Origin of the sequence: Pseudoalteromonas sp. SR45-6, assembly GCF_014163545.1 — a bacterium.
Lineage (GTDB): Bacteria > Pseudomonadota > Gammaproteobacteria > Enterobacterales > Alteromonadaceae > Pseudoalteromonas > Pseudoalteromonas rhizosphaerae.
This window is the reverse complement of the sequence record NZ_JACJDM010000033.1, coordinates 1-25,799: the sequence shown is the minus strand read 5'-3', so window position 1 is coordinate 25,799 and position 25,799 is coordinate 1. Positions and strand designations below refer to the sequence as shown.

The window sequence follows — 25,799 nt, the reverse complement described above, 5'->3', positions numbered from 1 at the left end:
AAGAAGAGCTCTTATTTCCCTAAACTTTAAATTAATCATTCAATTCTATTTTTTACTGGAGCTCAAGGTAACCACCAAACATATATGTACAATTATAAAGTTAAATTACCCACATTCTAGCTCGGTCTGTCGGCGTGGTACTTCTCTCGACTCTTCATTTTTAGGTGACTTATACTTAGTAAGTTGTATATTCTTCTTCCATTCCGGCCAACTATCAACTATTTGCTTAGCTCTTAAAATGTTTTTCTCTGTACTAGTCATTTTTTGTATCATCCTTCGCTGATTTAATCTCATCTAGCTGCTTTACTAACATAACCTCTGCATCTAAATATGACAAGGGGGTCATTGGAACTCTTAGTTCGGCGCTGTTTCGTTCCCAACTTTTAACTTTTCCGTTTTCCTTACGTTTCAATTGCCTACCACTGCTTAAATTCATAGAAAATAAATCGACAAACCGTCGTGGGCCTATCCCAACAAATGGCTCAAACGACACCTTGCCAATCTGACCGGCTATGGCATCTGAATTAATTGAATCTTCATGTAAAATTGTAGCAAAACTTTTAGGATAAGGTTCTATATATAAAACTCTATTCACACCTGCTGCAACTATATGTTTAGCACAGTTATGGCACGGATAAGTAGTAGTATATAAAGTTGCACCTCTTGTCGATATGCCGTTTCTAGCAGATGACATTAATGCTTCCATCTCCGCATGCACAGCCCTACCATATTCGGTGATATCTAATAGCCCTGTACCTTTAAGTAGTTTTTTTCCTTCTTTCAGTAAAAGGGTATCATCAGCTCCGGTTTGATTAAATTTCCTCATTATATTTAGAATTATCTTATTTTTTTGCTCTTCATTCGAATCTTTACCTAAAGCATAATCACGTTTATCATCCTCACCCGTAGGCCAATATAATCCACCACCAAATTTTGGAACATCATTTGCCCCAGTTGCTAAAATATCAGACTGCTCATTGGTTAGAACAGCCCCCACTTGTCTTGATAAGTCTGCGGAACGTAATGATGCTGCATAAGCCATAAACATCGCATACTCGTCAGAAGTTGGAGGCACAACTGGCTTTGAAAAAAGTAAATCTAATGTTCTCCCTATCTGTTTTGATAAAGATTCTGAATCATCTGATGTGATAAAGGCATCGGCCATTTGGAAAACATCTCTAGTACTTTGCCCTAAACCATTCGGGCTTGACTCTTTATCATCACGCTCAATTAGCCTCTCAATTTCGTTTTCAGGCACACCTTTTTCATCACCTAGAAACTTTCTTCTACTTTCGATACTTGATGATATACCAATCAGAATAAACCCTGAACCGTACACTTGCCTAAGAGTTTCAACTTCATCTGGATGTTTCAATGATCTAATTATATGAGCATATCTTTCTAAAGGCCCAGGAGACTCACCCTCTCTTTTTCTATTTACTTCATTTATAGCAAGTAATGCAAACAAATCCCCTCTCGAGTTAGTCTCACGGAGTTTATTACCAATATTCATTGCCGCATCTAATCGGCTATCCTCTTTATACGGACCGATGATAGCCCCATCAAAAGACTTAGCAACTTGAGATAGGTGGATAAAATTAACTTTATACCTAAACTGGTTAAAATAAGAGGTAAATCTATTTTGAACATCTTCAAGGTTAACTCCAACTGGAGCAACTAGACCAATCACGATTTCACAGTTATTCGAAAAATTCTCAATTTGCATAAACATCCTGATGTTATTTTAGACAGCAACTAAATATAGCTATTCCATCAAATACACTTTTTTCACCTTTAATGAAAGAAGTTTATTTTTTAAGCTTTAAGACACCAATAACAAATCCTGTTACTGCTTGCGATTAGTAAAATCAGGAAAAGTTAAATTTGCATAAACACAAGCATACAAAACTTTCTAGATTTAAGTAATGCAATGTAGAAAAATAAAAGCCATAACTTTCAAACAACTCAGGGCTGCTTAAAACTTATGGCTTAGCGCTTAAAGCTCAGCTAACTCCTAGAGCCTAAACCCTAGAACCTAGCTTCTGTTTTTAAACCTTAAACTTATCTATCGCGGCGTAAAGCACTCTTGCTTGCTCTGATACCTCTTCGCTAGTTTGTGCATTTTTTGATGAATGAGCTGAGGCATCTTCGGCGATATCACGAATACGCACGACGTTTTTATTCACCTCAGAAGCAACTTGGCTTTGCTCGTCAATTGCGGTGGCAATATGCGTGCTCATTTCCATAATAGTTTGCACATCTTCGGTAATAGAGTTCAGTAGTTCACCCGCTTTTGTTGCTTGTGCTGCGCTTTCGCCGCCTTGTGTTCGGCATCGTTGCATTATGCTTACGACTTCTTGAGTACGCCCTTGTAAAATCGAGATAATGCTCTCAATCTCTTTGGTTGACTCTTGAGTACGCTGTGCAAGTGAACGCACTTCATCAGCAACAACAGCAAAGCCTCGGCCTTGCTCTCCGGCGCGCGCAGCTTCGATTGCGGCATTGAGTGCAAGTAAATTAGTTTGTTCGGCAATACCACGAATAACATCCAATACTGAGCCAATGGTTTCACCGTCTTTTTCAAGCTGTGATACTACGGTAGTGGCATTACCCAGTGAATCAGATAATTGATTGATCTGCTTAACCGTTGCTTCAACTTCCTTGCGTCCCTGTTGAGCACTTTGATTGGTTGATTCTGCTTTTTTGGCTGCAGCCTCGGTATTATGAGAAATGTCTTGAATGGTAGCTTGCATTTCAGTTGCGGCGGTTGCAACCATATCAGCTTCATGCAACTGCTCTTGCATGCCCGAGCTGGTTGCAGCAGTAGTCTCCGATAAATGATCGGTAGCGATATTTAAAGTTGTTAAAGCTGTATTCACTTCGTAGATCAGTTCTTTAAAATCATTTATGAGACTATTAAAATCGATCGTCATGGTAGTAACTTCGTCTTTACCACTATGATCTATTGTAAGTCGTAAATCATTGTTGCGACGAATTTCATTGATGGTGTGATACACCCGTTCAATCGGCACGATAATCGAGCGACTTGTAAAGTACACCAAAATCATCACCAGTAAGCTGGCAACAATAAAAATTGCGATAGCAATCATTTGTGCTTGTGCAGCAGTAGACTCAACTTGTTGTTTCGTTGCAGTCGTAATTAAAGTGACTAAATCATCACTTTGTTTAACGCTGTCTCTCATTTTACCAAGTGCACCTGAACCTAAATCCAGACCTAATGCAACTTGCGCATCAACTAACGACTTAAACTTACTTTTATAAATTGCAAGTAAACGTAACAGCTCAGACTGGTCACTTGAAGCCAAGTTTTCGTTGCGAATTTGACGTTCTAGCTGCGATACGCCGTCTTCAAAACGAGTTAAATATTTTAGGTCAAAACGCAGCATAAAATCTTTTTCAGAGCGTCTAAGCTGCAACATCAAAGTGAGTAAATGATAGTTATCTTGCTTATTTAACAGCGTTTCCATTTGATGTACAGCATCTCGTAGTTCGCCATAAAGCGCATCTTTAGGGTGCAAACCAATTTTCTTTTGTAATTTTACAACTTTTTGAAAGTCGTCATTATACTGCTTAGCAAGTGCTACAAATTGCTCGACTTGCGCAGTGGCAATATCAAGCTCGGCTGATAACTGAGCCAACATTTTTATTTTAACCTGTAGCTGCTCATATTCTTGATCGAATAACTCTAAGCTGCCTTCTTGCTTATAAAACAAAAAGTCTTTTTCGTACTTACGCATTGACAGTTCGTGTATATCAAGCTCTTCAGCATACTGAATCGTTTCATTTAGTTTCAGCATAATGCGTGCCTCATAGATAATGACGCACAACATAACGACCATAGCGAGACCAACAACTAATGCATTGACTTGTAAACGACGTTTAATAGTCAAATTTTGGAGTAAACTCATTAACAACAGCCTATAAAATAAATCACTGCAAGATAGTATAGTTAAATAACTAACAATTGGCTTACATTATTATTCTTTTTTACTACAGTGCTTTAAAAAATCCGTTGATTTTGAATTTAACCTACCGAAGCCCACAAATTTTGATGTAATTCCTGTGTGTTATGCCACTGTTTAGCTGCTAACCACTCAACTAATGGCTGTGGATCACTTGGAAAATTAATCTGTTTTTGTGATGTACTATTGAGCCAGTCATCCAACGCATTGGGGTTTAAGTAATTCATTACGTGCGCGGCTTTCATTGCTAATAATGTTTGTGCATTGGCGTCTTGTTCAAACTGCCCTGACAATGGTTTCAATAACAGTTTTTTACCTAATTTTAGTGCTTCGCTAGAGAGCTCAAAACCCGCATTTGCGATCACGCCACTGGCATTGGCTAAATCATTTAAAAAGCCACCACGTGAAGGGGCTCGTAGATGAATATTAGCGGATGAACTATCCTGAGCTTGCGGGTGGTAACAATAAAATTCTTTTTCAGGAAAATCTTGTAAGTAATCAATCACACTTCGCAGTTCTTCAAAAGGTAAATATACCAATACTTTATTGTCAACATTGACCGGATTATCATGTCGATGATGAGCAATAAAAGGAGGGATGATATTTTGTGCGAATGGCTGCCAATGCACGCCTAAATAGGTATCAGCAGGAGCATAATATTTTATTAATGAGCGGCGCAGTAAACTATGGCCAAACATTGGTACTTTGGGTGATAAAAATGCAGCTTGATGACTCATGCCTATTACTGGCACTGCTTGGCGTTTTGCTGCCCATGCAGTGATCGGTTCAAAGTCATTAAACACAAAATCATAACCCGATACATCTAACTGCTTTATGTCTTTTAGTAATCTACATATACGGCTATTTTTCACTGTTTGGTAACTATTGACTTGACCATTTTGAGTAGTAAAAGATAACCCCCGAAAGCTGCGATAATTAGTAAACTCGTCCATATCAAAGTAATTCTGCTGGGCTCGCCCTGAAAACACATAATCTACAGCAATCCCCATTTGCTTAAACGCATTCGCCATCACCCTTGCTCGGGTTATATGACCATTACCGGTCCCTTGAATGCCATAAAGTATTTTCATAAGGTAGCCACTATCAAGATTGCCAATAAACCACAGCTTCCCCCCATCAATGCACCAAGCACTACATCAACAGGAAAATGTACCCCAAGTAACACCCGCGATGCTGCGACCCCCGTTGCCCACAAAAAACATAACTCTGCGAATTGCGGGAAATACTGCGCTAAGATAACGGCAACTAAAAATGCGCCAGCACTGTGCCCTGACGGTAAACTAAATTTATCGCTGGGCGTAATGTAAGCGCCTTTTACTAAACAATCACATGGCCGAATTCTGGCAAAACTATTTTTAGCCACGTAATAAATGGGTCGCTCAATTAAAAAGCCCAGCAATAGAGTCATCGCCATAAGCCGTAATTCAGCTTCACTGCTAAGCCAGCCAAAACCAACAGCGATTAATACATAAAGCCCTCCATTGCCTGTTTTTGAGAAACCTAAAGCTGAATTTTTTAACCATTTTGGGGCATTGCCATTAAATAGCATCAAAAACAAACTTTGGTCCAGTTGGACAACTTTTTTTAGCATGTTGTTCTCACTCATTACTTGCTCCTTTAATTGTGCAAACTCTGTACACAATTTCAGCTTAGGCGGTGAAAATAACAATTGAGTGACGCTTTTAAGACACTAATATTGCTTTTCCTGTTTTAGCGCAATAATTGTTTAAAAAGAGCGCAATTTACTGTTATTAAGTCGTTGTTATTGCATTTAAGAAAGGTATACTGAACATCAGCTCACGTATCTTTAGAAAGGATAGAAAAATGGATTACAGCACTTCAGATTTATGCGATCACTTTGCCGATGTGGTCGATGTGCTCGAACCTATGTTTATTAACTTTGGTGGTCGCCACAATTTTAGTGGCCGTATTAAAACCGTCAAATGTTTTGAAAATAATGAACTGATCCGCGACATACTCTCTCAAGACGGCGAAGAATGTGTATTATTAATTGATGGGGGTGGTTCAACTCGTCGCGCATTAATCGATATCGAGCTTGCTGAACTAGCTGTAGAAAATAACTGGCAAGGCATTGTGGTATACGGTGCAGTACGTCATGTTGATGAACTTGAAGAGCTTGATTTAGGTATTCAAGCAATTGCTTCAATCCCTGTTGCAGCAGACAGCACCGGTGCTGGTGAAGACGGCATTGGCGTTAACTTCGCTGGTGTATCATTTTTTGATGACGACTTTATCTATGCAGATAGCACCGGTATTGTATTATCTGGTGAAGAACTTGAACTGGAAATCGTAGAAGAATAACGAGTGTCAAACCACCTACATATCTATGATGAAGCGACTGTAAAAGCTTGGTGTAGCAGTCGCGCTAATGAAAGAAAAGCATGGCAGTCAATAGCCCTACTTGACACTGGTGTTGATCCTTTACAAGCCATGCGCGATGCCGCGCAATTTGGTATTAAGTATGTATTACTAGGTATTTGCGAAGATATCGGGCCACGCGCCAACTTAGGCAATGGTGGTGCCGAAGATGGCTGGCAAGCATTTCTTAAGCGCTTTTTAAATCAACCTGATAACCAATTTTTAGCGAACGAAAAAGTTTTGTTATTAGGCGAAGTCGCGATCAGCGATTTGACTCTTGCGGCGCGCGATTTATCAAACCAAAATCCTCAGCAACTAACACAATTACGCCAGTTATGCGCCCAGCTTGATCAACGTGTTGAGCAAGTGCTGAGCTTAATTTTTGCTGCGGGGTTAGAGCCAATCGTTATTGGCGGTGGCCATAATAACTGCCTTGGTATTATTCGCGCATTAAGCAAGCATAAACAGCGCCCAATAAACGCGATCAACTTTGACCCTCATGCCGATTTCCGTGACTGTGAAGGCCGCCATAGTGGTAATGGTTTTCGCTATGCATATAACGAGCAACACTTAAATAATTATCATGTTATTGGCATGCACGAGCTGAAAAACAATCAAGCAATTATTGATGCTTTAGCTGCTGCCCAATTTAGTTATGATAGCTACCAAGCGCTGCAAGTGAGGCGCGAAAAAACCTTAACTGAAGCATGCCAGCAGGCACTATATAATCTAATTGATGCACCACTTGGGGTTGAAGTGGATCTTGATAGCATTTCATTAATGCCCGTCAGTGCGTATACCAATTGTGGTTTTAGTGTTAGCGATGCCGAGCACTTTGTGCATTTAGCTGCCAGTCAAGTAAACAGCCAATACTTGCATTTATGTGAAGCAGCCCCCAACCAACATCCTAGTGGTATACAGGCCGGAATGAGCGATGCAGGGCAAATAATCACAGCTCTCGTGAATGCTTATTTACAAGCCAAAGCAAACTAAAAAACGATTACGGATGCTCTATTTGCCATTGTTTTAACCAAGAGATCATGCCAACACTGCTCAGTGGATGACTGTAGTAATAACCCTGCGCAGCATAGGCGTTTAAACTTTTTACAAAATTAAGCTGCTCCAGTGTTTCTACCCCTTCGCAAATTACCTTCGCATTTTGTTGGTTATGCATATCAACCATACCACTTATCAAACTACGAACATGGCTTTGATGACTGAAATCAGCTGTTAATGAAGGCGCTATTTTCACATATGCAACGGCTAAATTTGGTAACTTAGCAAGCCAAATAGGGCTATCACCAAGGCCATCCACACAGACTTTAATACCAATGCTATTGATGCGTGCGACCATTGCTTTACCTTGCTCATCTAAACTCATAAACAGATTAAGTGGACACTCGACAATTAAATCGCCAGTTTGTAGTTGATGTTCGATAAAAATGTGATCAAGGAATTCGATAAATTCTTCATTTAGCATTTCAGAGCCAAATAAATTGATACTCAAAGGCATCGTTATGCCTTCCATGCGCAGTGCCATTGCAAGCTCTGCGGCGCGTTCAATAACAAATGTGGCTAATGGATAAGCAAGCCCTGCAACACGTATATCATCAATAAATCGATTAGCCGATAAAATCCCTTGTCTGGGATGTTGCCAACGCAGTAACAACTCTAAAAATTCAATTTTTTCATCGTGATTGCAAATGATGGGTTGGAAGTACAGTTCAAGTTCGCTAGAAAAATCGATATTTGCTAATTCTTGCAAACGCGCTTGCTGTTCTAGTTGCTCTATTCTCATTTGTTGATGGTACACCACCACTTGTTGTTTTGGGTGGCTATCTAAAGCGAGGTAAGCAAACGAAATTAAATTATCAAAGCTATTTTCTTGTTCATCGCAATCAACGAAACTGGCCCGTGCATTGACTTTAATAGTGCAATTAGCCACATTAAACGGCTTCAAGGTGGCCCCTAGTATTTGATTGATTAATTGCTCATGTAGATGTTTTTGCTGCGCTAAATTACATATAAATGCAAAATTAAGGCCACCAAGGTGAGCTAATTTTTGTTCCCCAGCTAAATTAATCACTTCTTCAATAAGCAGTAGTTGCTTAATACGGTTTGCAGACTGCGCTAATAGTAAATCCCCAAAGTCTCGGCCAATATGCTGATTAACCTGAGCAAACCCCTCCAACCGGATAACCACCAACGCAGCTCGTTGTTGATTGTTTTTACGCCAGTCGTAATAACCTTGTCGTAACTGCTTAATATCGGGAAGATTTAATAACGGCGCAGGCTCCATAAAGTGATTTATATGCGCTGCGTCATCAGCCTCAGCAACAAGCTCTTCATCATCAAAATAGCCAGACATAGCCAGTACAATGCTCGCCAGTACAATTAAATAAAGAGGTAACTCAAGTAGTAAATGAGCCGCTAAGCACACCGTAAATACAAGTGCTGAGCAACAGCTCAAAGTGAGCATAGTCCATTTATTTTGCGAAAATGCCAGCCATAAATGCAAACCAATACTCAGTGCAAATAGTAACTCCAAAAAGTTAAAGCCGCCGCTTAATACTGCCAGCCCAAGTACCCCATTGCTGAGATAGCTAAAGCGCAGTAATGGCTTTTTAACCACGCACAAGGCACAGATCATCGCCATAAAAATAGCGCCGGCTAAAAAAGTAGGCGTCAATATATTGTTTAAAAAAGCGCTCCCTGCAGAATATTCAAGTCCCGTATTTGTTAATAGCGCGATTAAAATCATTTTTTGAGTACAACATTACAACAGACTAATTTAGTCTACCCAAAATCCACAGATTTAACAGTTTATTCACGCCAAATTGATAACTTAATTGTGCTGGGTGGGATATTTGCCAATGAGCTATATCGGCACGCATGCCGACTTTTAACACTCCGCGATCAGTTAAACCCAATGCTTTGGCGGCATTACGCGTAACTCCGGCGAGAGTTTCTTCAGGAGTTAAGCGAAATAAAGTACACCCCATATTCATCATTAATTGCAAAGAACACAAGGGTGATGTACCTGGATTAAAGTCTGTCGAAATCGCTATTGGTACTTGATACTGTTTTAATAGCTCAATTGGCGGCTGTTTGGTTTCGCGTAAAAAATAAAATGCCCCGGGTAATAATACCGCCACAGCGCCTGCTGCAGCCATGGCCTTTACTCCAGCTTCATCTAAATGTTCAATATGATCAGCAGATAACCCATTAAATTCAGCGACTAATTGTGCTCCTTGCTGATTTGAAAGCTGTTCAGCATGACATTTCACTGGCAAATTATGTTTTTTTGCGGCATTAAAAACTCGTCGAGTTTGCTCATTACTAAAACCAACATTTTCGCAAAACACATCGACAGCATCGGCTAAATTTGCAGTGACCACTTGCTCAAGCATCTCATTACAAACCAGATCGATATACTCATCACTGCGACCTTTATATTCCAAAGGTAGGGCATGCGCCCCCAAAAATGTCGTTTTTACATCAATTGGGTGATTTTCACCTAACAAACGTGCCACTTCGAGGATTTTAACTTCATTTTCGCAATCAAGTCCGTAACCAGATTTGATCTCAACGGTACTCACTCCCTCGGCATAGAGGGCATTGAGACGATCCTTCGCGAGCACAAATAAAGCCTCATGATCCGCAGCTCGTGTGGCTGCTACCGTACTAGCGATCCCCCCACCTTGCGCTGCTATTTGCTCGTAACTAACACCTTGTAAACGCTGTTCAAACTCTTCAGCTCTTGAGCCGGCAAACACTAAGTGGGTATGACAATCAATTAAACCAGGTGTTAGCCACTGCCCTTTTGCTGAAAGCATCGGCGTTGCTAATACGTCGAATTTAGGTAAATCGGCCTGTTTACCCAACCACACAATGACACCTTTACGGATTGCCAGCGCTGCATTTTCGATGGCGCCATAAGGTGCTGCAATACTGCAATCCATAGTTGCGATATTGGCATCGGTGATCAATAAATCCCAGTCATTAGCCGGATCATTTGCAGTGATTGTTGTCATATTAACTCCGAAAATTATTTTTTCTCAGTCTAACAAGTCATCTTGTATATACAAGGTAAATATGCCATCTTATAGTTAATAGTAAATTTAAAAGACCATAATAATTTAATGACGACACCTAAGTTCGCACAAATAAAGCAATTTATTGTTGATAATATCCGCAGCGGCGCATGGCTTGAAAACCAACGTGTGGCTTCTGAAAATGAATTGGCCGAACAATTTAGTGTTAGTCGAATGACTGCGCGCCGAGCGTTAAGCGAATTAACCGAAGCAGGTATTCTTACTCGTAGCCAAGGTTTAGGCACGTTTGTTGCCAGTTTTAAATCACAATCATCATTGCTTGAAATTAAAAATATAGCAGATGAAGTCAAAGCCCGTAACGGCAATTACAGCTGTACAGTATTAGTGCTTGAATCTATCAGCGCCATTGCGCCAATTGCGATTGCACTGGGTGTTGAAGTAGATAGCGTGGTGTATCGCAGTGTATTAGTGCATAACGAAAACGAACAGCCACTGCAAGTTGAGGAGCGCTTTGTTAACCCGGCCCTAGCAACAAGCTACCTTCAACAAGATTTTACTGCGTTAACTCCGCACGAATATTTATCGAGCGTCGCACCATTAACTGAAGCGCGCCATACGGTAGAAGCAATAATGCCTAACAGCGAAATGTGCCAATGGCTTAATTTATACCATGAAGAGCCATGCTTACAGGTGATTAGGCGTACTTGGTCATCATCTGGGATTGTTAGTTTTGCCCGTTTAGTATCACCGGGTAGTAAGTATCGCTTAGGCGGACATTTAACTTTTAAAAAGTAATATGTAAAAAATAACATTAGAAAGAATATAAAAATCAAAATGATGCGCTTCACAGCGTATTTTTTGAAACCAATAAGCTTGTATATACAACAGGAGTAATCTATGAACAACAGACTTGATGAATCTCGCGTTATTCGCGCCCCACACGGCGATAAAATCAGCGCTAAGAGCTGGCTCACCGAAGCAGCTAAGCGCATGTTAATGAATAATTTAGATCCTGAAGTAGCCGAACATCCACATGCTTTAGTTGTGTACGGTGGGATTGGTCGTGCAGCGCGTGATTGGCCTTGCTTTGATAAAATCATCGAAACTCTCGACAGACTCGAAGACGACGAAACGCTACTCGTACAATCAGGCAAACCTGTTGGGGTATTTAAAACTCACAGTAATGCACCGCGAGTATTAATTGCCAACTCAAACTTAGTACCTCACTGGGCTAATTGGGAGCATTTTAACGAGCTCGATAAACTTGGTTTGATGATGTATGGGCAAATGACTGCGGGATCATGGATCTACATTGGATCACAAGGCATAGTACAAGGTACCTACGAAACCTTTGTAGCAATGGCAAAACAACATTTTAATGGTGACGCTGCTGGAAAGTGGGTGCTAACCGGTGGCTTAGGCGGTATGGGCGGCGCGCAGCCACTTGCGGCAACCATGGCGGGATTTAGCGCACTCGTAGTTGAATGCGATGAAACGCGTATCGATTTTCGGATCAAAACCCGCTATGTGGATGTTAAAGCAACCGATTTAGATCATGCACTGGAGCTTATCAACGAGGCGTGTGGCAAAGGCGAAGCGCTGTCAGTCGGCTTACTTGGTAATGCCGCTGATGTATTTAGTGAGCTTGTTAACCGAGCTATTACTCCCGATGTAGTGACCGATCAAACCTCTGCTCACGACCCGTTGAATGGCTATTTACCGCAAGGTTGGAGCATGCAACACGCGGCTAAAATGCGTGAACAAGATCCACAAGCGGTTGTCAAAGCAGCTAAGCAATCTATGGCTGTGCAAGTCAACGCAATGTTAGCACTACAACAAGCTGGTGCTGCAACAACTGACTACGGCAATAACATTCGTCAAATGGCATTTGACGAAGGCGTAACAAATGCCTTTGATTTCCCAGGTTTTGTGCCAGCTTATATTCGTCCATTATTTTGCGAAGGAATTGGTCCATTCCGTTGGGTGGCATTATCAGGCGATCCTGAAGATATTTATAAAACCGACGCAAAAGTGAAAGAGCTTATTCCTGACGACAAACACTTACATAACTGGCTTGATATGGCTCGTGAACGTATTCAATTCCAGGGCTTACCTGCTCGTATTTGCTGGGTTGGCTTAAAAGACCGCGCTCGTTTAGCGCTGGCGTTTAATGAGATGGTCAAAAATGGTGAGCTTAAAGCACCGATTGTGATCGGCCGTGACCATTTAGACTCAGGCTCAGTTGCGAGTCCAAACCGTGAAACCGAAGCAATGAAAGACGGCTCAGATGCAGTATCAGATTGGCCATTACTTAATGCATTACTGAATACCGCAGGAGGTGCAACATGGGTGTCACTTCATCATGGTGGTGGTGTAGGTATGGGCTTTAGCCAACATTCTGGCGTAGTCATTGTTGCTGATGGCACCGACGAAGCAGCTGCGCGGGTTGGCCGCGTATTATGGAATGATCCTGCAACGGGCGTTATGCGCCACGCGGATGCAGGTTACGATATTGCAATTAATTGTGCGACCGAGCAAGGCCTCGACCTGCCAATGTTAAATAAGGAATAATCATGTTTAAACTCACCCTAACACCTGGAAAGCTCGATTTAGCAACACTGCGCCAAATTAATTTATCACCAGTGACGTTAACGCTCGCCAAAGATAGCGAGATAAAAATTGCAGCCAGTGCACAAACCGTGCAAGACGTGATTGACCAACACAGAACGGTATATGGCATTAATACCGGTTTTGGCTTACTCGCCAATACTAAAATTGCTGAACATGAATTAGAGTTACTCCAGCGATCCATTGTACTTTCCCATGCTGCGGGCATCGGTGCTTATATGGATGACAGCACAGTACGATTGATGATGGTATTGAAAATTAATTCATTATCACGTGGCTTTTCTGGCATTCGCCTAAAAGTGATCGAATTCTTTATGCAGTTACTTGCTGCACAAGTCTATCCATGCGTGCCAAAAAAAGGCTCGGTAGGTGCATCTGGCGATTTAGCGCCACTTTCACATATGTGTTTACCACTGCTCGGCGAAGGCGAAATGCGCTATCAAGGTAAACTCATTAGCGCCAATGAAGGTCTTAAAATAGCCGGTCTTGAGCCATTAACACTGGCCGCTAAAGAAGGCTTGGCTTTGTTAAATGGCACTCAAGCCTCTACCGCATTTGCGCTTCAAGGGCTATTTCGGGCCGAAGATTTATATGCACAAAGCTGCGCGATTGGCTCAATTAGTATTGAAGCTGCAATGGGAAGTCGTTCGCCATTTGATGCACGTATTCATGAAATTCGTGGCCAACTTGGTCAAATCGATACCGCGGCAATGTTTCGCGATATGCTCGGTGAACATTCACAGATCAGCGAAGCTCATGTGGATTGTGAAAAAGTACAAGACCCGTATTGCCTTCGCTGTCAGCCACAAGTACTTGGTGCGTGTTTAACGCAAATTCGCCAAGCAGCCGAAGTGTTGTTGTGTGAATCTAATGGTGTAACCGACAACCCATTAGTATTTGCTGATGTAGGCGATATTATTTCGGGAGGTAACTTCCACGCCGAGCCTGTGGCTATGGCAGCCGACAATTTAGCATTAGCGATTGCCGAAATTGGTGCACTAGCTGAGCGTCGTATTGCGTTACTGATTGATTCAAACTTATCAAAGTTGCCACCTTTCTTAGTTGAAAACGGCGGCGTTAATTCAGGCTTTATGATTGCACAAGTAACCGCAGCAGCATTAGCGTCTGAAAATAAATCATTGGCGCACCCTGCTTCTGTGGATAGCTTACCAACTTCAGCGAACCAAGAAGACCATGTTTCTATGGCAACTTTTGCAGCACGTCGTCTGCAAGAAATGGCTGATAACACGCAAGGCGTACTGGCAATTGAATGGTTGGCATCTGCGCAAGGGTTAGAATTTAGAAAGCCATTGCAGGCATCAGCCAAAGTTGAACAAGCTAAAGCAACACTGCGCACAAAAGTGAGCTACTACGATAAAGACCGTTATTTTGGCCCAGATATCGAAGCAGCTAATTTATTATTACAGCAAGGTGAGTTGTGTAATTTATTACCTAAAGGCGTATTACCGTCGTTTTAAATAGCAAACTGATAGTTAAAACCAAGTGATTCAATAGCCGAACCATCAATGATGCGTTCGGCGCTTTCGTCACTCGTAAATGTAGGGGGGGTTGTTCCGTATTGCTGGCATTTTTGCTGATAGTAATCTGCTTTGCTTGGATGAGCTGGATTGACGACATTGTAAATTGGCGCTGCAACTTGCCAATTCTCCAACACACTAACAATCGCATTAATAACATCTTGTTGCTGCACCATATTAACGGTTTGGTTGCTCGAACTTTGTAGTTCTTTGCCTGCCACAAAACGCCCAGGCTCTCGCTCTGGCCCAATTAAACCACCGAGTCTAAGTACTTTTCCACCCGCATTTAATACCAGTTGCTCAGCATCAATTAATGGCTGTTGGCGTGCAGTACTTACTTTAATCTCACTTTGCTCTGTATAGGTTAGATTATCTTGATCATAAACAGCCGTTGATGAACACAACAAAAAACCTTTTGCATTCATGGTGCCTGCCAGTTCAATGGCTAATTTTAACGTGGCTAAATAATGGCTATCAGCGTGGCGACTACGTGGTGGTATAGCACACACCCACCACGCATTATATAAATCTAGTTGATGAACTAATTGCTGATCTGCAAATACTAACTGGCGCTGAAAAGCATGTTGATGCTCAGCGCTACGATGAGTGCCTTGAACATCCCAGCCTTTTGCAAGCTGTTGTAAGCACAATGGCCGACCCAACCAACCTGCGCCCAATACTATTAATTGGTCTTTATTTGTACCCGCCACGCAACATTCCTCTTACAATTAAATAGAAATTTGTTCACTTCTCTCATCGCACACAATAGCGATTAAGATAAAGATATGATTAGATAAGAGTGCTTACTCTACTAAATAATAAGAATGTGTGCACTTATGTTACGAAATCTATCATTACGAAAAAAAATCCTGTTATTAATTGGTGGCACTATCAGTGTGCTGTTACTTATTGCCTCGGCTTACTTTGTGAACCATATAGCCGCCTTGTCTCGTCAAAGTATTGAACGCGAAGCATACAGCTACTTACAAAGTGAACAGCTGTCAATGCAGAGCTATTTTGCTCAATATGGCAAAGTTGTAGAAACTTTTGTGAATAATCCTCATCTCGTTAACTGGTTTGACGCATGGGATAAACGCGACCAAACACTCCAAGGTGCGCTAGGCTACGACGAAGTAAATCAAGACTTTATACGCATTAGTGGCAATGATGAAAATATTCTCTCGGCATTTTTTGCCTCCGCCAAAACCGGTGAATATTTTAAAGAGCATGAACGTACTACCCACTATAATGGCCAGCCGTATTACGCTTATAAACGTGGTTGGTGGCAAGATGCATTAAAAATTAACCGTTTATATGTCGGGCCCATTTCAGTTGATTTAACCACAGGTAATGCCTCTGCGGTTGTGCAACAGCCTGTTTATAATAAGCAACGCGAACTAATTGGTTTTGGTGGCGTAGATTTACAACTGAATAAAATCAATAAAATGGTCGAAGATATTCGTTTTAACGGTCAAGGTTTTGGCTTTTTACTCGATGGCGACCAAAAAGTGGTGCATTTCTCAAAACGTACCAACCATAAACTTTCAATCACCGATGAAGGCCCTAACGGTAAAGAAGGCTTAGAAGTACTTGAAAAACAATTTAGCGACACGCAAGGCTTCAGTGCGCTCAACCAGCAAATGAAAAATAACGTCGCTGGTGATGCCAAAGTAACCTTGCAAGGGCAAGAGTACTTTGTGGTTTATAACCGCTTACAATTAGAGCATCCTTATCTAAACTGGTACGTGGGTATTTTAGTGCCACACACTATGATTGATGAGCCAGTAAATGACGCGGTCATGACCACCACCAGCTCGGTCGTTATTATTTTATTAATCATCATCGCAATGATTTTGTGGGCCACACAGATGATCTCACAACCGATCATCACCTTAACCCATATTATGCGCGATATTGCTTCTGGGGATGGCGATTTAACCCAAAAAATTACTATTGATAGCAAAGATGAAGTTGGCCAGTTAGCTCATCATATGAATACCTTTATTGATAAGTTGCACGTTATGATGCTTAATACCGCAGCACAGGCTGAACAACTTACCGATGCGGCGGCACAATTAAAATCGGTTTCGCAACAAACTAATGACGAAATTCAACAAGAAAAACAGCAGGTTGATAGTGTTAGCGCTGCAGTAACCGAAATGGCGACCACGGTTATGGAGATCTCGCGTAATGCACAACACACCAACAATGCAGCTGAGGAAGTCCAACAGATCACCGCAGATGGCGCCACTCGCTCGCAAAATGCACAAAGCGTGATGACCGCCTTAGCTGAGCATATTGGCGAAGCTGCTAAAGTGGTCGCAGGCCTAGAGCAAGAAAGTGGTAACATCGGCGCCGTAGTTGATGTGATCAATTCCATTGCAGAGCAAACCAATTTGCTGGCGCTGAACGCTGCAATTGAAGCCGCCCGTGCTGGTGAGCAAGGCCGTGGCTTTGCGGTCGTAGCCGATGAAGTTCGCTCGTTGGCCAGTCGCACACAAGAGTCAACTGATGATATTCGCAACATGATCTCACGCTTACAGCAAATTGCACAGCAAGCTTCAACTATGATGCAACAAGGACAAGAGCGCGCGCAAAGCTCGGTTACGCAAACTCAAGAAGTACTAGATGCATTGCAAAACATTGCTGACTCAGTGACTAAAGTACAAGATCAAAGTCATCACATTGCCACCTCAACCGAGCAACAAACGGTGGTTGCCGAAGATATAAATAATAGTTTAGCGGCAATTAATCACTTAGTGAACAGCACTGCAGATCATGCCCTTGAGCTTGCTGATGAAGCCAGGGACCTTAACGAGCTTGCCAGCTTACTAAATAAAACAGTTAATCAGTTTAAGCTTAAGTAAGCCAATATTGATAAGCAAAAGAGTGCTCCGGCACTCTTTTTTGTTGTAGATCAATATTCCCTCGACGCATCCTTTTTATACTAACGAAAATGATATAAAAGGTGCGCGTGATGATTAATTTACCCAAATGGGATCAAAGCTTAATAAATAAGTACAATGTGTCTGGACCAAGATACACCTCCTACCCCACAGCATTGTCGTTTAATGATGGCTATCAACAACAAGACTTGATCAGTGCAATTAACTCATCAAACAGTCGCAGCTTATCTTTATATATCCACATTCCGTTTTGCAGTCAGCTTTGCTATTACTGTGGCTGTAACAAAGTAATAACCCGCCATCAATCAAAAGCTGACTTATACCTAGATTATCTTGAAAAAGAAATCATCGCTCAAGCGCTGCTATTTGATAGCTATCAAGTACAGCAACTGCATTTAGGCGGTGGCACGCCCACTTTTTTAACAACCAGCCAAATGAGCCGTTTAATCGCGCTACTTGAGCTGCACTTTAAGTTTGCTCCCGATGCAGAGCGTGGTATTGAAATAGACCCTCGCTCACTGGCAACTGACATGCTCAGCCACTTGCGTAGCCTTGGCTTTAACCGTGTATCATTTGGCATTCAAGACTTTAATGATGATGTACAGCTTGCCGTTAACCGTCCACAAAGTGCTGATGCAGTAAAAAGTTTGATTGGTGAAGCCCGTGAACTCGGCTTCAAATCAATTAATGCAGATATGATTTATGGCTTACCACTGCAAACCCCTGAGAGCTTTAAAGAGACTATTGAGCAATTAATTGCCCTTAGTCCTGATCGTGTATCGGTATTTAATTACGCGCACTTACCGGATCGCTTTGCCGCTCAGCGAAAAATTAAGGATGCAGATTTACCTAGCGCTCACGATAAGCTCACCATGTTTAAGAATACCTTAGAACAAATGAGTAACGCAGGTTATCAGTTTATTGGTATGGATCACTTTGCAAAAACCAGTAATGAGTTAGCTATTGCACAAAATAGTCAGCAATTACATCGTAATTTTCAAGGCTACACCACTCATGGTGACTGTGATTTACTGGGTTTAGGGGTGTCATCAATTTCACAAATTGGCACTGCTATTTTGCAAAATCAAAAAGAGTTAAAGCATTACTATCACGCGATTGATAATCAGCTTGGCAGTGCAATCAGCAAAGGTATGAAACTTGATAATGATGACGTTATTCGCGCTGATGTGATCAAACAGCTTATTTGCCACTTTGAACTGAATATGCAAAGTATTGCTAATACCTATCAACTCGACTTTAAAGATTACTTTGCCAGCTCACTGCAAGCTCTTGAGCCACTAATAGCAGATGGCATGGTGACTATCGATGCAGACTTAATAACCGTCACAGCACGCGGCAATTTGTTTATTCGTATCATTTGTATGTGTTTTGATGCTCATTTACAAAAACAGATTAACGCGACTCGGTTCTCTCGGGTAATTTAATCTGAGTGCACAAGCATAAAAAAAGCAGACCGAGGTCTGCTTTTTTATTGATACTGTAAAATTAGTTAAACACCACGTTTTCGCTACCAGGGGCTGCTTTAAACTCTTCAATGATTTTCTCACAGTCAGCTTTAATTTGCTCTGCATGAGTTTCTTCAGCACGCCAGCGAGCGCTGTCTTGTTTAAATATTTCTTTTTTCGAATATTTTTTACGAGCGTCATGAGTTGGCATTTCTTTTACCACTTCATACATCGCAAATATGCCTGGATAACGCCCTGGAAGGTCTTCGTCATCCTCAAAGCTGTATTGCGACATTAGCACCCAAATACGCAAACACCCTTCTGAGAACTCACATTGCTCTTGGTGCATAGCACGGGCGATTAAATGAATGCTGTCTGCGAGCTTGGCATTACGCTCTAAGCGCGACTTAGCTAACTTAGCTTGCTGCTTTACCTGCTCTTTCGCGATCAGTTTTTTTTGCGCACTGAGTTTATACAGTAATTGGCCAGCATAAAATGCCAGCCCCGCAATGATCACAGCGCCAACACACAGAGCCAAGATCATTATGTTCATTATTTATCGTCCTCGTCATCTAACCATTCATTGGCTAAATCATTCGACAAGTAATGATCAAAGTCACTATTAGCTTCTTCGCTAAACTCTTCATCATCAAAATCATCAGCTTCGTCTTCAATACCAAGCAATTCACATAACACTTGATGACGTGCAATACGGCTGTTGAAGTATTTTGCATCTTTACCTGTTAATAACTGGCCACTTTCATGTAACTCAACCAGCTTCAATAAGCGCTCGTCATTTTCTAGCGCTTCTAATTCTTGCTCTGGTGAAAGCTCAGGCTGAACTACTTTTTTCAGTTCAACTTGTGGCTTCAAGTTACGTTTAAGCTCAATAACTGGTTCAGCTGCAACGGCAATTAAAGGGATTGGTTTTTTACTACCAACACGTTTGTCTTTATGTTGCTGATTACTATTACTCTCAGGCTGTAAAGCGTCTATCGAATTACGTGAACCTGGCTTTGCACCTTTGGTCTTTTTAACGCGTTGTTCTTTCAATGCACGCATTTCTTTAAGCTTATCTTTGCTTAAACGAACAGGACCGTTAGACGGGATTTTACGTGACTTTTTAGTTCTACTCATATCTTGATCATCTCACTTAAGAGGTTTTGAGCAACGCGCATTTTGGCGTTGCGATGCTGGCCTTGCCAGAAGAATTCGGTTTGTGCGGATTGAGGTTGGGTAACTCGACTACTTGCGCACTTTCTATACATTTAAGTATAAACGATGGCTATTGTAACAGGACAAATAAAAAGGCGGTAGAGAAAACATCTCTACCGCCTGCTAATCTGAGCGCCATTTAACTGGACACTTCTCCCTTCGACTTTTTAGTCTTTATTATTGTTATTATTTTTGTTGTTCCATGTTGTTATTATTTTTACCTTCCGTGTAGCATTCCATTTTGTTTTTATTTTAAACTTCCGTGAGATTTTATTATTCTCGGTCTTCATTGACTCTTTTTTAATATTCCTTCGGTGACATCAACCGATGTCTTATCCCCGATAATCACGTCACACTACTTTCCGTGTAGTTTAGTCCATTTTGTTCTTATTGTTTCAGCGACAAGGGTTAATTTACGCATTAATAATTTTGTTACAACTAATTTATATAATTTTTCTTACGCAATACAAATTGCAACATAACCAAAACATTAAATTACAATAAGTTATGATAAAAACAAAAATAAAAATAGGATTTAGCTTACAGCAAGGCATGGTCAATGTCTTACAAGGAAAGAGGTAATATCGACAAAACACAAATACAAAAAAAGCAGCTTACGCTGCTTTTTGTAACCACTATAGATTTTAGGATTAATAATAAAACTAATCTATACTACTTTAGTGTAGTCCACCTAAGTACTTAGAAAGCACTTCGATATCTTTGTCTGTTAGCTTGGTGGCAATATCTTGCATCATGCCATTTAAATCATTATGACGCACACCATCACGGAATTTCTCAAGTTGTGACTTGATGTATTCTGGATGTTGAAAAGAAATTTTTGGAAACTTAGCTAATGATGAGCCATTACCACGTGGGCCATGACATGCTGCGCATGCTGGAATACCACGTTCTGCGTCACCTGCTTTATAAAGCATGGCGCCAACGTCAACGATATCTTTAGGTGTTGCACCCTCTGACATGTTAAGTGACGAAAAATAAGCAGCCAAATCTTTCATGTCTTGATCGTTCAATGGCATTGCCATCGCGCTCATGACTGGATCCATACGACCCTCTTTACCACCTGAAGTCATACCTAACTTCAATTCAGTAAGTTGCTTATAAATATAATCCGCGTGTTGGCCTGCAAGTTTTGGGTAGATATTAACCGGCGCGTTACCGTCTGGGCCGTGACAAGCCGCACACGTTGCTGATTTTTCTTTACCTGCGTTTACATCGCCATCAAATGCTGTTGCGTTGCTTGCTGACAACGCACCAAGCAATATAGTTAAAGATAGTGCTATTTTTTTCATGGTGAATTCTCTGTTTCCGACCCTGTATCATCTACAATATGGATGTTGTGATTTACATATTCTACACGATAATAAATTCTCTGGCACGTTTTCTACTCATATTAAACTTATAAATTATAGGGTTTTGACCTAGATTAAGCTTTGGCCGTATCATTTTAGTTGATTTTAGGCTGCTATCTTAGTCTAAATCCGCTTTTTAATAGTGTAGTAATAGTATAAAATGCGCACCTTAAGTGAACTTTAATTAAGTAAAGTTTACTCGCTGTAATACTTAATTAAGTTTCTAGGAGAGCCTGTGCTCAAATCTCGTATCAAATATAACACTGCGTCGTTCGTTACCAGCGCTCCAGATATCACTAAATTGCCTGCTGATACGGGAATTGAAGTTGCCTTTGCTGGCCGCTCCAACGCCGGTAAGTCTAGTGCTCTTAATGCATTAACTGACCAAAAGCTGGCACGTACTAGTAAAACCCCTGGTCGTACGCAACTGATCAACACATTTGAATTAGCCGATGTTGATGATATGCGCCTAATCGATTTACCTGGCTATGGTTTTGCTAAGGTACCGATCGAAATGAAAAAGAAATGGCAAAAGTCATTAGGTGAGTACCTGCAAAAACGTCAAAGTTTAAAAGGTATCGTGATCTTAATGGATATTCGTCATCCTCTTAAAGATTTAGACCGCGATTTAATTAATTGGGCAATTGGTAGTGAAATTCCAGTATTGGCACTGTTAACTAAAGCCGACAAACTAAAGCAAGGTGCACGTAAAGCACAGGTGCTGCAAGTTCGTCGTGAGTTAAGCAGCTTAGAAGGTGATATTACCGTTCATGCGTTTTCATCTTTAAAAGGCACAGGATTACCTGAAGTTGCTAAGAAATTAGATGAATGGTTCCTAGGGCCAATTGTTGCAATACCACCTACTGATATTGAACAAACGCCTGAATCAGATGCTTAATCACACGTTTAAGTAAAAACGCTGACCCGCAGATTGAATGAAATAGCCTTGCTTATCAGCTTGTGCTATTTCTGCCCACTGATAAAACACACTTCTTGATACTCGAGCACTACAGCCATACGGTAACTGTAAATACGGCACATCATTGCCCTGATAATCTTGTACTACTAAAGGTTGTTCGCAGGTTACTAGCCAAGTTCGCTGTAAATTATCCACACAACATAACACTTGCCCTTGCTCTGTCATTTCAAAGCGCCAATTAACGATTATAAAGGGAGCATCATGGACAGTAATAGCTATTTTTTCGATTGGTGTTTTTAAGTAAAAAGTATCCTGCTCTTTGCAAAGAACTGAGGCAAACAGCTTAACCATAGCGATACGAGTAATTTTACTGCCACCGTATAACCACTCACCTTGCTGATTGATGATAATTGGCAGCTCGCCACAATGCTGCGGCTGCCATTGAGAAAATGGCTTGCTTGGCTGCTCAAGTGCAGTGGCAAGCTCATTCAAAGAGTGCATTATTTAAGCTTGTTCATCGTTAATGAAAAACTAACCGGTACTGCCGTTGCTATCGATGGTAAACCTGCTAACTTTTGCAATTGCATAATGCCATCAATGACAGCAAAGTCTGCGCCATTAATGATAATTGGGCTCATTGATGAAACGCTGATATCCCCTTGCGATGACAAGTTGGCGATAACATCCAGTGTAATCTCTTTCTTAGCACCATGAAAATCAAGTTCAGCACTAATACCTTTAAATACATGTTGGCCAGGCTTAAGCGCTTTTAATTGCTTGCTTAAATTAGCTGTTATGGTTGCGGTTGGAAACTTCGCTGTTTCAAATAACAACTTGGTCATGCGTTCATTACGAATAGGGATCATCGTTTCAACTGAGCTCAGATCAATATCGACTGATAAAGAGCCATTTTCAGCTAAACTACCTGACACATTTTTGAAGTGATGCACTTCAGCAATACTATTTGACTTAATAGACACAAAACTTACTTTGCTTTGATCATTGTTAACCTGCCAGTCAGCACAGGCAACACCAGAGACTAATAGGCTTGATAACGAAAGACCTAATATCGCAATTGATTTAACCATCACGCATTCCTTTCAAAATGAAAATGAGATTCAATGGTATCACTTGTTCTATGAAGTGCAATCAATAGCATAATAAATAACAGAGACAAAAAAACGACCCAACAAATTAATGCTGGGCCGGTATAGCAAACTGGGGAGAAGCTATCAATACGAGCACCCTTTCGAGTGCATCATCAACAGGATGTCCTACAGGATGAGGACGACGCGGACTTTACCAAACTAACCATGATAAATAAACTAAATACAGGTACTAACTAGTCGAATTGATAAACATATAACTAATACTACAAATTGCATGTTAATTTAACTTAATATTAACATTGAATTTCAGCTCAAAATTTGCTCTATTAACTAATTAGAATAAAAAATCCACACACTTTGTCTGTAAACAGCAGTTCAAAGCGTGATCAAACACACACAATAAAAGAGCACTGATCATGAAAAAAATAACCACTCTATACTTATGCTGCCTGCTGTTTATCTTCAGTAATAGCGCTAATGCAGGCTATACCCAAACTAAATACCCAATTGTATTAGCACATGGTTTGATGGGTTTTGACGATGTATTAGGTGTCGATTATTTTTATCGGGTACCAGCAAGCCTCAGTCGTGATGGCGCACAGGTTTTCGTCACGGCCGTATCCTCGCTGAATAGCTCTGAACAACGAGGCGAGCAGTTACTACAGCAAGTTGAACAGATTATTGCGCTAACTGGTACAACAAAAGTAAATCTCATTGGTCATAGTCAAGGCGCGCAAAGTATTCGCTATGTTGCCTCACTACGCCCCGACTTAGTTGCCTCTGCGACCAGTGTTGGCGGTGTTAATTTTGGTAGCCCTGTTGCTGATGTGGTGCGCCAAGGACTGACTCCTGGATCTAAGCTAGAAGGTATAGCTAAAACAGCTTTTGATGCATTTGGCGGGTTAATCGCATTACTCTCTGACAATAGTCAGTTACCACAAGATGCGCTTGGTGCACTGGAGAGCTTAACCACTGAGGGCGCGCTGGCCTTTAATCAAAAATATCCAGAAGGCCTACCTGCTGAGCAATGCCAGCAAGGACCTATGTATGCCAGTAATGGCGTATATTACTTTTCTTGGAGTGGCACTCGAACTTTAACAAATATATTTGACCCATCAGATGCAGCACTGGCGATCACTGCAATACTGATCCCAGGCGATGACGATGGCTTAGTCTCTCGTTGTAGTAGCCATTTAGGTTATGTATTAAAAGATAATTACCGCATGAATCACCTTGATGAAGTGAATCAACTGATTGGCTTTCATCATTTATTTACAACCGATCCACTGACAGTCTACCGTCAACATGCTAATCGCTTAAAAAAATTAGGCTTATAAACAATGAAGCGGTTGCTCATTTTAGTGCTAGTGATATCTATCACTAGCACAGCTATGATTTTTTTACTCAGCGACGATAAGCTTACAAGTGCAACGCCACCACATATCGATCAACCGATGGCAATCGATAGCATTTTTGAACACGTTATTTTAGCTAGCCAAGAGTCCGGTGAGTTTAGTGCTTCGCAGGCTCTAGAACAGTGCGAAAAGTTAGCTGCATGCGAAATCAATAGTGAGTTATTTAATCGCTACCTCAGCTTTAAAATAGCGCTGGCAGAGCTGCAGCAACAACTCGCTCATTTGCCGCTAAGCGAACAATTAATTGCAATGATCGCTTTTCAACAACGCTACTTCAATGCAGCTGAAATTACTCTTTTATTTAACGATGATAATGAGTGGCAGCACTATACAATTGCCAAGCTTGAAATTAATCAGAACAACCATATTAGTGATGAATTAAAGCAACAATTGTTATCTAATTTAGAGGGCGAGCAACCTGAGCGTATTACCCAGGCACTTAAACCTAGTAACGATCTAAAAGCTTTAAACACTGAGCTAAAAGATGCCCTGCAACAACAAGACTACAATCAACTAGCAGCGGAATTTGGCGATGCTGCGGCAACAAGGTTAATCGCTCTAGAGCAACAGCGCCGGCAATGGCAAACATTGAGTGAGCAACTCACACAACAAATTAAACAGTTAAAGCAACACTATGAGCCACAACAAGCAGAGCAAAAAATTACCCAGCTACTTGATGAGCATTTAACCACAAATCAAAAGCGACGGTTTTTAGTGTTATATCCATTGCATTAAATGAGTGACCTACTATAGCGTTAAGAAAGTAGCCGAATGGCCACCTTTTAAAAAAAACTG

22 protein-coding genes are annotated in these 25,799 nt (G+C 41.1%); 10 read left to right on the top strand and 12 right to left on the bottom strand.

Going from position 1 to position 25,799, the window contains the following annotated elements; genetic code table 11:
- Positions 1-253: 253 nt before the first annotated feature.
- From H5158_RS14285 to H5158_RS14270, 4 genes are all read right to left on the bottom strand, one after another.
- Positions 254-1,726, bottom strand: coding sequence for an anti-phage dCTP deaminase (locus H5158_RS14285; RefSeq protein WP_182740289.1), 1,473 nt, complete (start codon positions 1,724-1,726; stop codon positions 254-256).
- 322 nt (positions 1,727-2,048) lie between these two features.
- Positions 2,049-3,929 carry a methyl-accepting chemotaxis protein gene (locus H5158_RS14280; protein WP_182740288.1) on the bottom strand — a complete coding sequence of 627 codons (1,881 nt, stop codon included), beginning with the start codon at positions 3,927-3,929 and terminating at the stop codon, positions 2,049-2,051.
- A gap of 116 nt (positions 3,930-4,045) precedes the next feature.
- A complete protein-coding gene (locus H5158_RS14275; RefSeq protein ID WP_149982619.1) occupies positions 4,046-5,074 on the bottom strand; it encodes an MJ1255/VC2487 family glycosyltransferase in 1,029 nt (342 codons plus the stop codon).
- On the bottom strand, positions 5,071-5,610 hold the full coding sequence (locus H5158_RS14270; RefSeq protein WP_145238476.1) for a phosphatase PAP2 family protein: 540 nt from the start codon (positions 5,608-5,610) through the stop codon (positions 5,071-5,073). Before H5158_RS14270 ends, H5158_RS14275 begins: the two co-directional genes overlap by 4 nt.
- A 218-nt stretch (positions 5,611-5,828) precedes the next feature.
- Here H5158_RS14270 and rraA point away from each other — a divergent pair, with 218 nt between their 5' ends.
- Positions 5,829-6,326, top strand: a complete 498-nt coding sequence (rraA, locus tag H5158_RS14265; protein ID WP_145238473.1) for a ribonuclease E activity regulator RraA — start codon at positions 5,829-5,831, stop codon at positions 6,324-6,326.
- Between the two features lie 3 nt (positions 6,327-6,329).
- Entirely contained in the window at positions 6,330-7,376 is a 1,047-nt protein-coding gene (locus H5158_RS14260) for a formimidoylglutamase (protein ID WP_182740287.1), read from the top strand.
- A gap of 7 nt (positions 7,377-7,383) precedes the next feature.
- On the opposite strand, the gene H5158_RS14255 is transcribed toward H5158_RS14260, so the two are convergent.
- Positions 7,384-9,039 (bottom strand): GGDEF domain-containing phosphodiesterase, encoded by a 1,656-nt coding sequence (locus tag H5158_RS14255; protein ID WP_179959215.1) that lies wholly within the window; start codon positions 9,037-9,039, stop codon positions 7,384-7,386.
- Between the two features lie 130 nt (positions 9,040-9,169).
- Positions 9,170-10,417 (bottom strand): imidazolonepropionase, encoded by a 1,248-nt coding sequence (gene hutI, locus H5158_RS14250; RefSeq protein WP_182717687.1) that lies wholly within the window; start codon positions 10,415-10,417, stop codon positions 9,170-9,172.
- Between the two features lie 108 nt (positions 10,418-10,525).
- On the opposite strand from hutI, the gene hutC reads away from it, so the two are divergent.
- The 3 genes from hutC to hutH all read left to right on the top strand — a co-directional run bounded on the left by hutC (position 10,526) and on the right by hutH (position 14,544).
- Entirely contained in the window at positions 10,526-11,233 is a 708-nt protein-coding gene (gene hutC, locus H5158_RS14245; protein ID WP_149982615.1) for a histidine utilization repressor, read from the top strand.
- 102 nt (positions 11,234-11,335) lie between these two features.
- The gene (gene hutU, locus H5158_RS14240; protein WP_145238458.1) at positions 11,336-13,009 is read left to right on the top strand and encodes a urocanate hydratase; all 1,674 of its coding nucleotides are present in this window, start codon (positions 11,336-11,338) and stop codon (positions 13,007-13,009) included.
- A 2-nt stretch (positions 13,010-13,011) separates the two neighbouring features.
- Complete coding sequence (gene hutH, locus H5158_RS14235; RefSeq protein ID WP_182740286.1) at positions 13,012-14,544, top strand: histidine ammonia-lyase; 1,533 nt, start codon at positions 13,012-13,014, stop codon at positions 14,542-14,544.
- Here hutH and H5158_RS14230 read toward each other — a convergent pair.
- On the bottom strand, positions 14,541-15,314 hold the full coding sequence (locus H5158_RS14230) for an NADP-binding protein (RefSeq protein ID WP_182740285.1): 774 nt from the start codon (positions 15,312-15,314) through the stop codon (positions 14,541-14,543). The genes hutH and H5158_RS14230 overlap by 4 nt on opposite strands.
- Before the next feature lie 126 nt (positions 15,315-15,440).
- Here H5158_RS14230 and H5158_RS14225 point away from each other — a divergent pair, with 126 nt between their 5' ends.
- Positions 15,441-17,471: a methyl-accepting chemotaxis protein gene (locus H5158_RS14225; RefSeq protein ID WP_182740284.1), complete on the top strand. Its 2,031-nt coding sequence runs from the start codon at positions 15,441-15,443 to the stop codon at positions 17,469-17,471.
- 110 nt (positions 17,472-17,581) lie between these two features.
- Positions 17,582-18,955 carry an oxygen-independent coproporphyrinogen III oxidase gene (gene hemN, locus H5158_RS14220; protein ID WP_182717683.1) on the top strand — a complete coding sequence of 458 codons (1,374 nt, stop codon included), beginning with the start codon at positions 17,582-17,584 and terminating at the stop codon, positions 18,953-18,955.
- Between the two features lie 61 nt (positions 18,956-19,016).
- Here hemN and H5158_RS14215 read toward each other — a convergent pair whose 3' ends face one another.
- The 3 genes from H5158_RS14215 to H5158_RS14205 all read right to left on the bottom strand — a co-directional run bounded on the left by H5158_RS14215 (position 19,017) and on the right by H5158_RS14205 (position 21,501).
- Complete coding sequence (locus H5158_RS14215) at positions 19,017-19,529, bottom strand: DUF2489 domain-containing protein (RefSeq protein WP_220491317.1); 513 nt, start codon at positions 19,527-19,529, stop codon at positions 19,017-19,019.
- Entirely contained in the window at positions 19,529-20,113 is a 585-nt protein-coding gene (yihI, locus tag H5158_RS14210; protein WP_145238440.1) for a Der GTPase-activating protein YihI, read from the bottom strand. Before yihI ends, H5158_RS14215 begins: the two co-directional genes overlap by 1 nt.
- A 755-nt stretch (positions 20,114-20,868) precedes the next feature.
- Positions 20,869-21,501: a cytochrome c gene (locus H5158_RS14205; RefSeq protein WP_149982610.1), complete on the bottom strand. Its 633-nt coding sequence runs from the start codon at positions 21,499-21,501 to the stop codon at positions 20,869-20,871.
- Between the two features lie 295 nt (positions 21,502-21,796).
- Between H5158_RS14205 and yihA the strand changes: the two genes are divergently transcribed.
- The gene (gene yihA, locus H5158_RS14200) at positions 21,797-22,459 is read left to right on the top strand and encodes a ribosome biogenesis GTP-binding protein YihA/YsxC (protein WP_182740283.1); all 663 of its coding nucleotides are present in this window, start codon (positions 21,797-21,799) and stop codon (positions 22,457-22,459) included.
- Here the strand turns inward: yihA and H5158_RS14195 are convergent, their stop codons facing one another.
- Positions 22,460-22,981 carry a DUF1285 domain-containing protein gene (locus H5158_RS14195; protein WP_145238431.1) on the bottom strand — a complete coding sequence of 174 codons (522 nt, stop codon included), beginning with the start codon at positions 22,979-22,981 and terminating at the stop codon, positions 22,460-22,462.
- Positions 22,981-23,568 (bottom strand): YceI family protein, encoded by a 588-nt coding sequence (locus H5158_RS14190; protein WP_182740282.1) that lies wholly within the window; start codon positions 23,566-23,568, stop codon positions 22,981-22,983. Before H5158_RS14190 ends, H5158_RS14195 begins: the two co-directional genes overlap by 1 nt.
- A gap of 437 nt (positions 23,569-24,005) precedes the next feature.
- Here H5158_RS14190 and H5158_RS14185 point away from each other — a divergent pair, with 437 nt between their 5' ends.
- Positions 24,006-24,926, top strand: a complete 921-nt coding sequence (locus tag H5158_RS14185; RefSeq protein WP_182740281.1) for a triacylglycerol lipase — start codon at positions 24,006-24,008, stop codon at positions 24,924-24,926.
- 3 nt (positions 24,927-24,929) lie between these two features.
- Complete coding sequence (locus H5158_RS14180) at positions 24,930-25,739, top strand: lipase chaperone (RefSeq protein ID WP_220491316.1); 810 nt, start codon at positions 24,930-24,932, stop codon at positions 25,737-25,739.
- Positions 25,740-25,799: the final 60 nt, after the last annotated feature.

Excerpts from the sequence above, each read along its gene's own strand:
- yihI (WP_145238440.1), bottom strand. The coding sequence starts at position 20,113 with ATGAGTAGAACTAAAAAGTCACGTAAAATCCCGTCTAACGGTCCTGTT.
- hutI (WP_182717687.1), bottom strand. The coding sequence starts at position 10,417 with ATGACAACAATCACTGCAAATGATCCGGCTAATGACTGGGATTTATTG.
- H5158_RS14215 (WP_220491317.1), bottom strand. The coding sequence starts at position 19,529 with ATGAACATAATGATCTTGGCTCTGTGTGTTGGCGCTGTGATCATTGCG.
- H5158_RS14225 (WP_182740284.1), top strand. The coding sequence starts at position 15,441 with ATGTTACGAAATCTATCATTACGAAAAAAAATCCTGTTATTAATTGGT.
- H5158_RS14255 (WP_179959215.1), bottom strand. The coding sequence starts at position 9,039 with ATGGCGATGATCTGTGCCTTGTGCGTGGTTAAAAAGCCATTACTGCGC.
- H5158_RS14185 (WP_182740281.1), top strand. The coding sequence starts at position 24,006 with ATGAAAAAAATAACCACTCTATACTTATGCTGCCTGCTGTTTATCTTC.
- H5158_RS14285 (WP_182740289.1), bottom strand. The coding sequence starts at position 1,726 with ATGCAAATTGAGAATTTTTCGAATAACTGTGAAATCGTGATTGGTCTA.
- hutU (WP_145238458.1), top strand. The coding sequence starts at position 11,336 with ATGAACAACAGACTTGATGAATCTCGCGTTATTCGCGCCCCACACGGC.
- hutH (WP_182740286.1), top strand. The coding sequence starts at position 13,012 with ATGTTTAAACTCACCCTAACACCTGGAAAGCTCGATTTAGCAACACTG.
- H5158_RS14280 (WP_182740288.1), bottom strand. The coding sequence starts at position 3,929 with ATGAGTTTACTCCAAAATTTGACTATTAAACGTCGTTTACAAGTCAAT.
- H5158_RS14195 (WP_145238431.1), bottom strand. The coding sequence starts at position 22,981 with ATGCACTCTTTGAATGAGCTTGCCACTGCACTTGAGCAGCCAAGCAAG.
- H5158_RS14205 (WP_149982610.1), bottom strand. The coding sequence starts at position 21,501 with ATGAAAAAAATAGCACTATCTTTAACTATATTGCTTGGTGCGTTGTCA.
- hutC (WP_149982615.1), top strand. The coding sequence starts at position 10,526 with ATGACGACACCTAAGTTCGCACAAATAAAGCAATTTATTGTTGATAAT.
- H5158_RS14270 (WP_145238476.1), bottom strand. The coding sequence starts at position 5,610 with ATGAGTGAGAACAACATGCTAAAAAAAGTTGTCCAACTGGACCAAAGT.
- H5158_RS14180 (WP_220491316.1), top strand. The coding sequence starts at position 24,930 with ATGAAGCGGTTGCTCATTTTAGTGCTAGTGATATCTATCACTAGCACA.
- hemN (WP_182717683.1), top strand. The coding sequence starts at position 17,582 with ATGATTAATTTACCCAAATGGGATCAAAGCTTAATAAATAAGTACAAT.
- H5158_RS14190 (WP_182740282.1), bottom strand. The coding sequence starts at position 23,568 with ATGGTTAAATCAATTGCGATATTAGGTCTTTCGTTATCAAGCCTATTA.
- H5158_RS14275 (WP_149982619.1), bottom strand. The coding sequence starts at position 5,074 with ATGAAAATACTTTATGGCATTCAAGGGACCGGTAATGGTCATATAACC.
- rraA (WP_145238473.1), top strand. The coding sequence starts at position 5,829 with ATGGATTACAGCACTTCAGATTTATGCGATCACTTTGCCGATGTGGTC.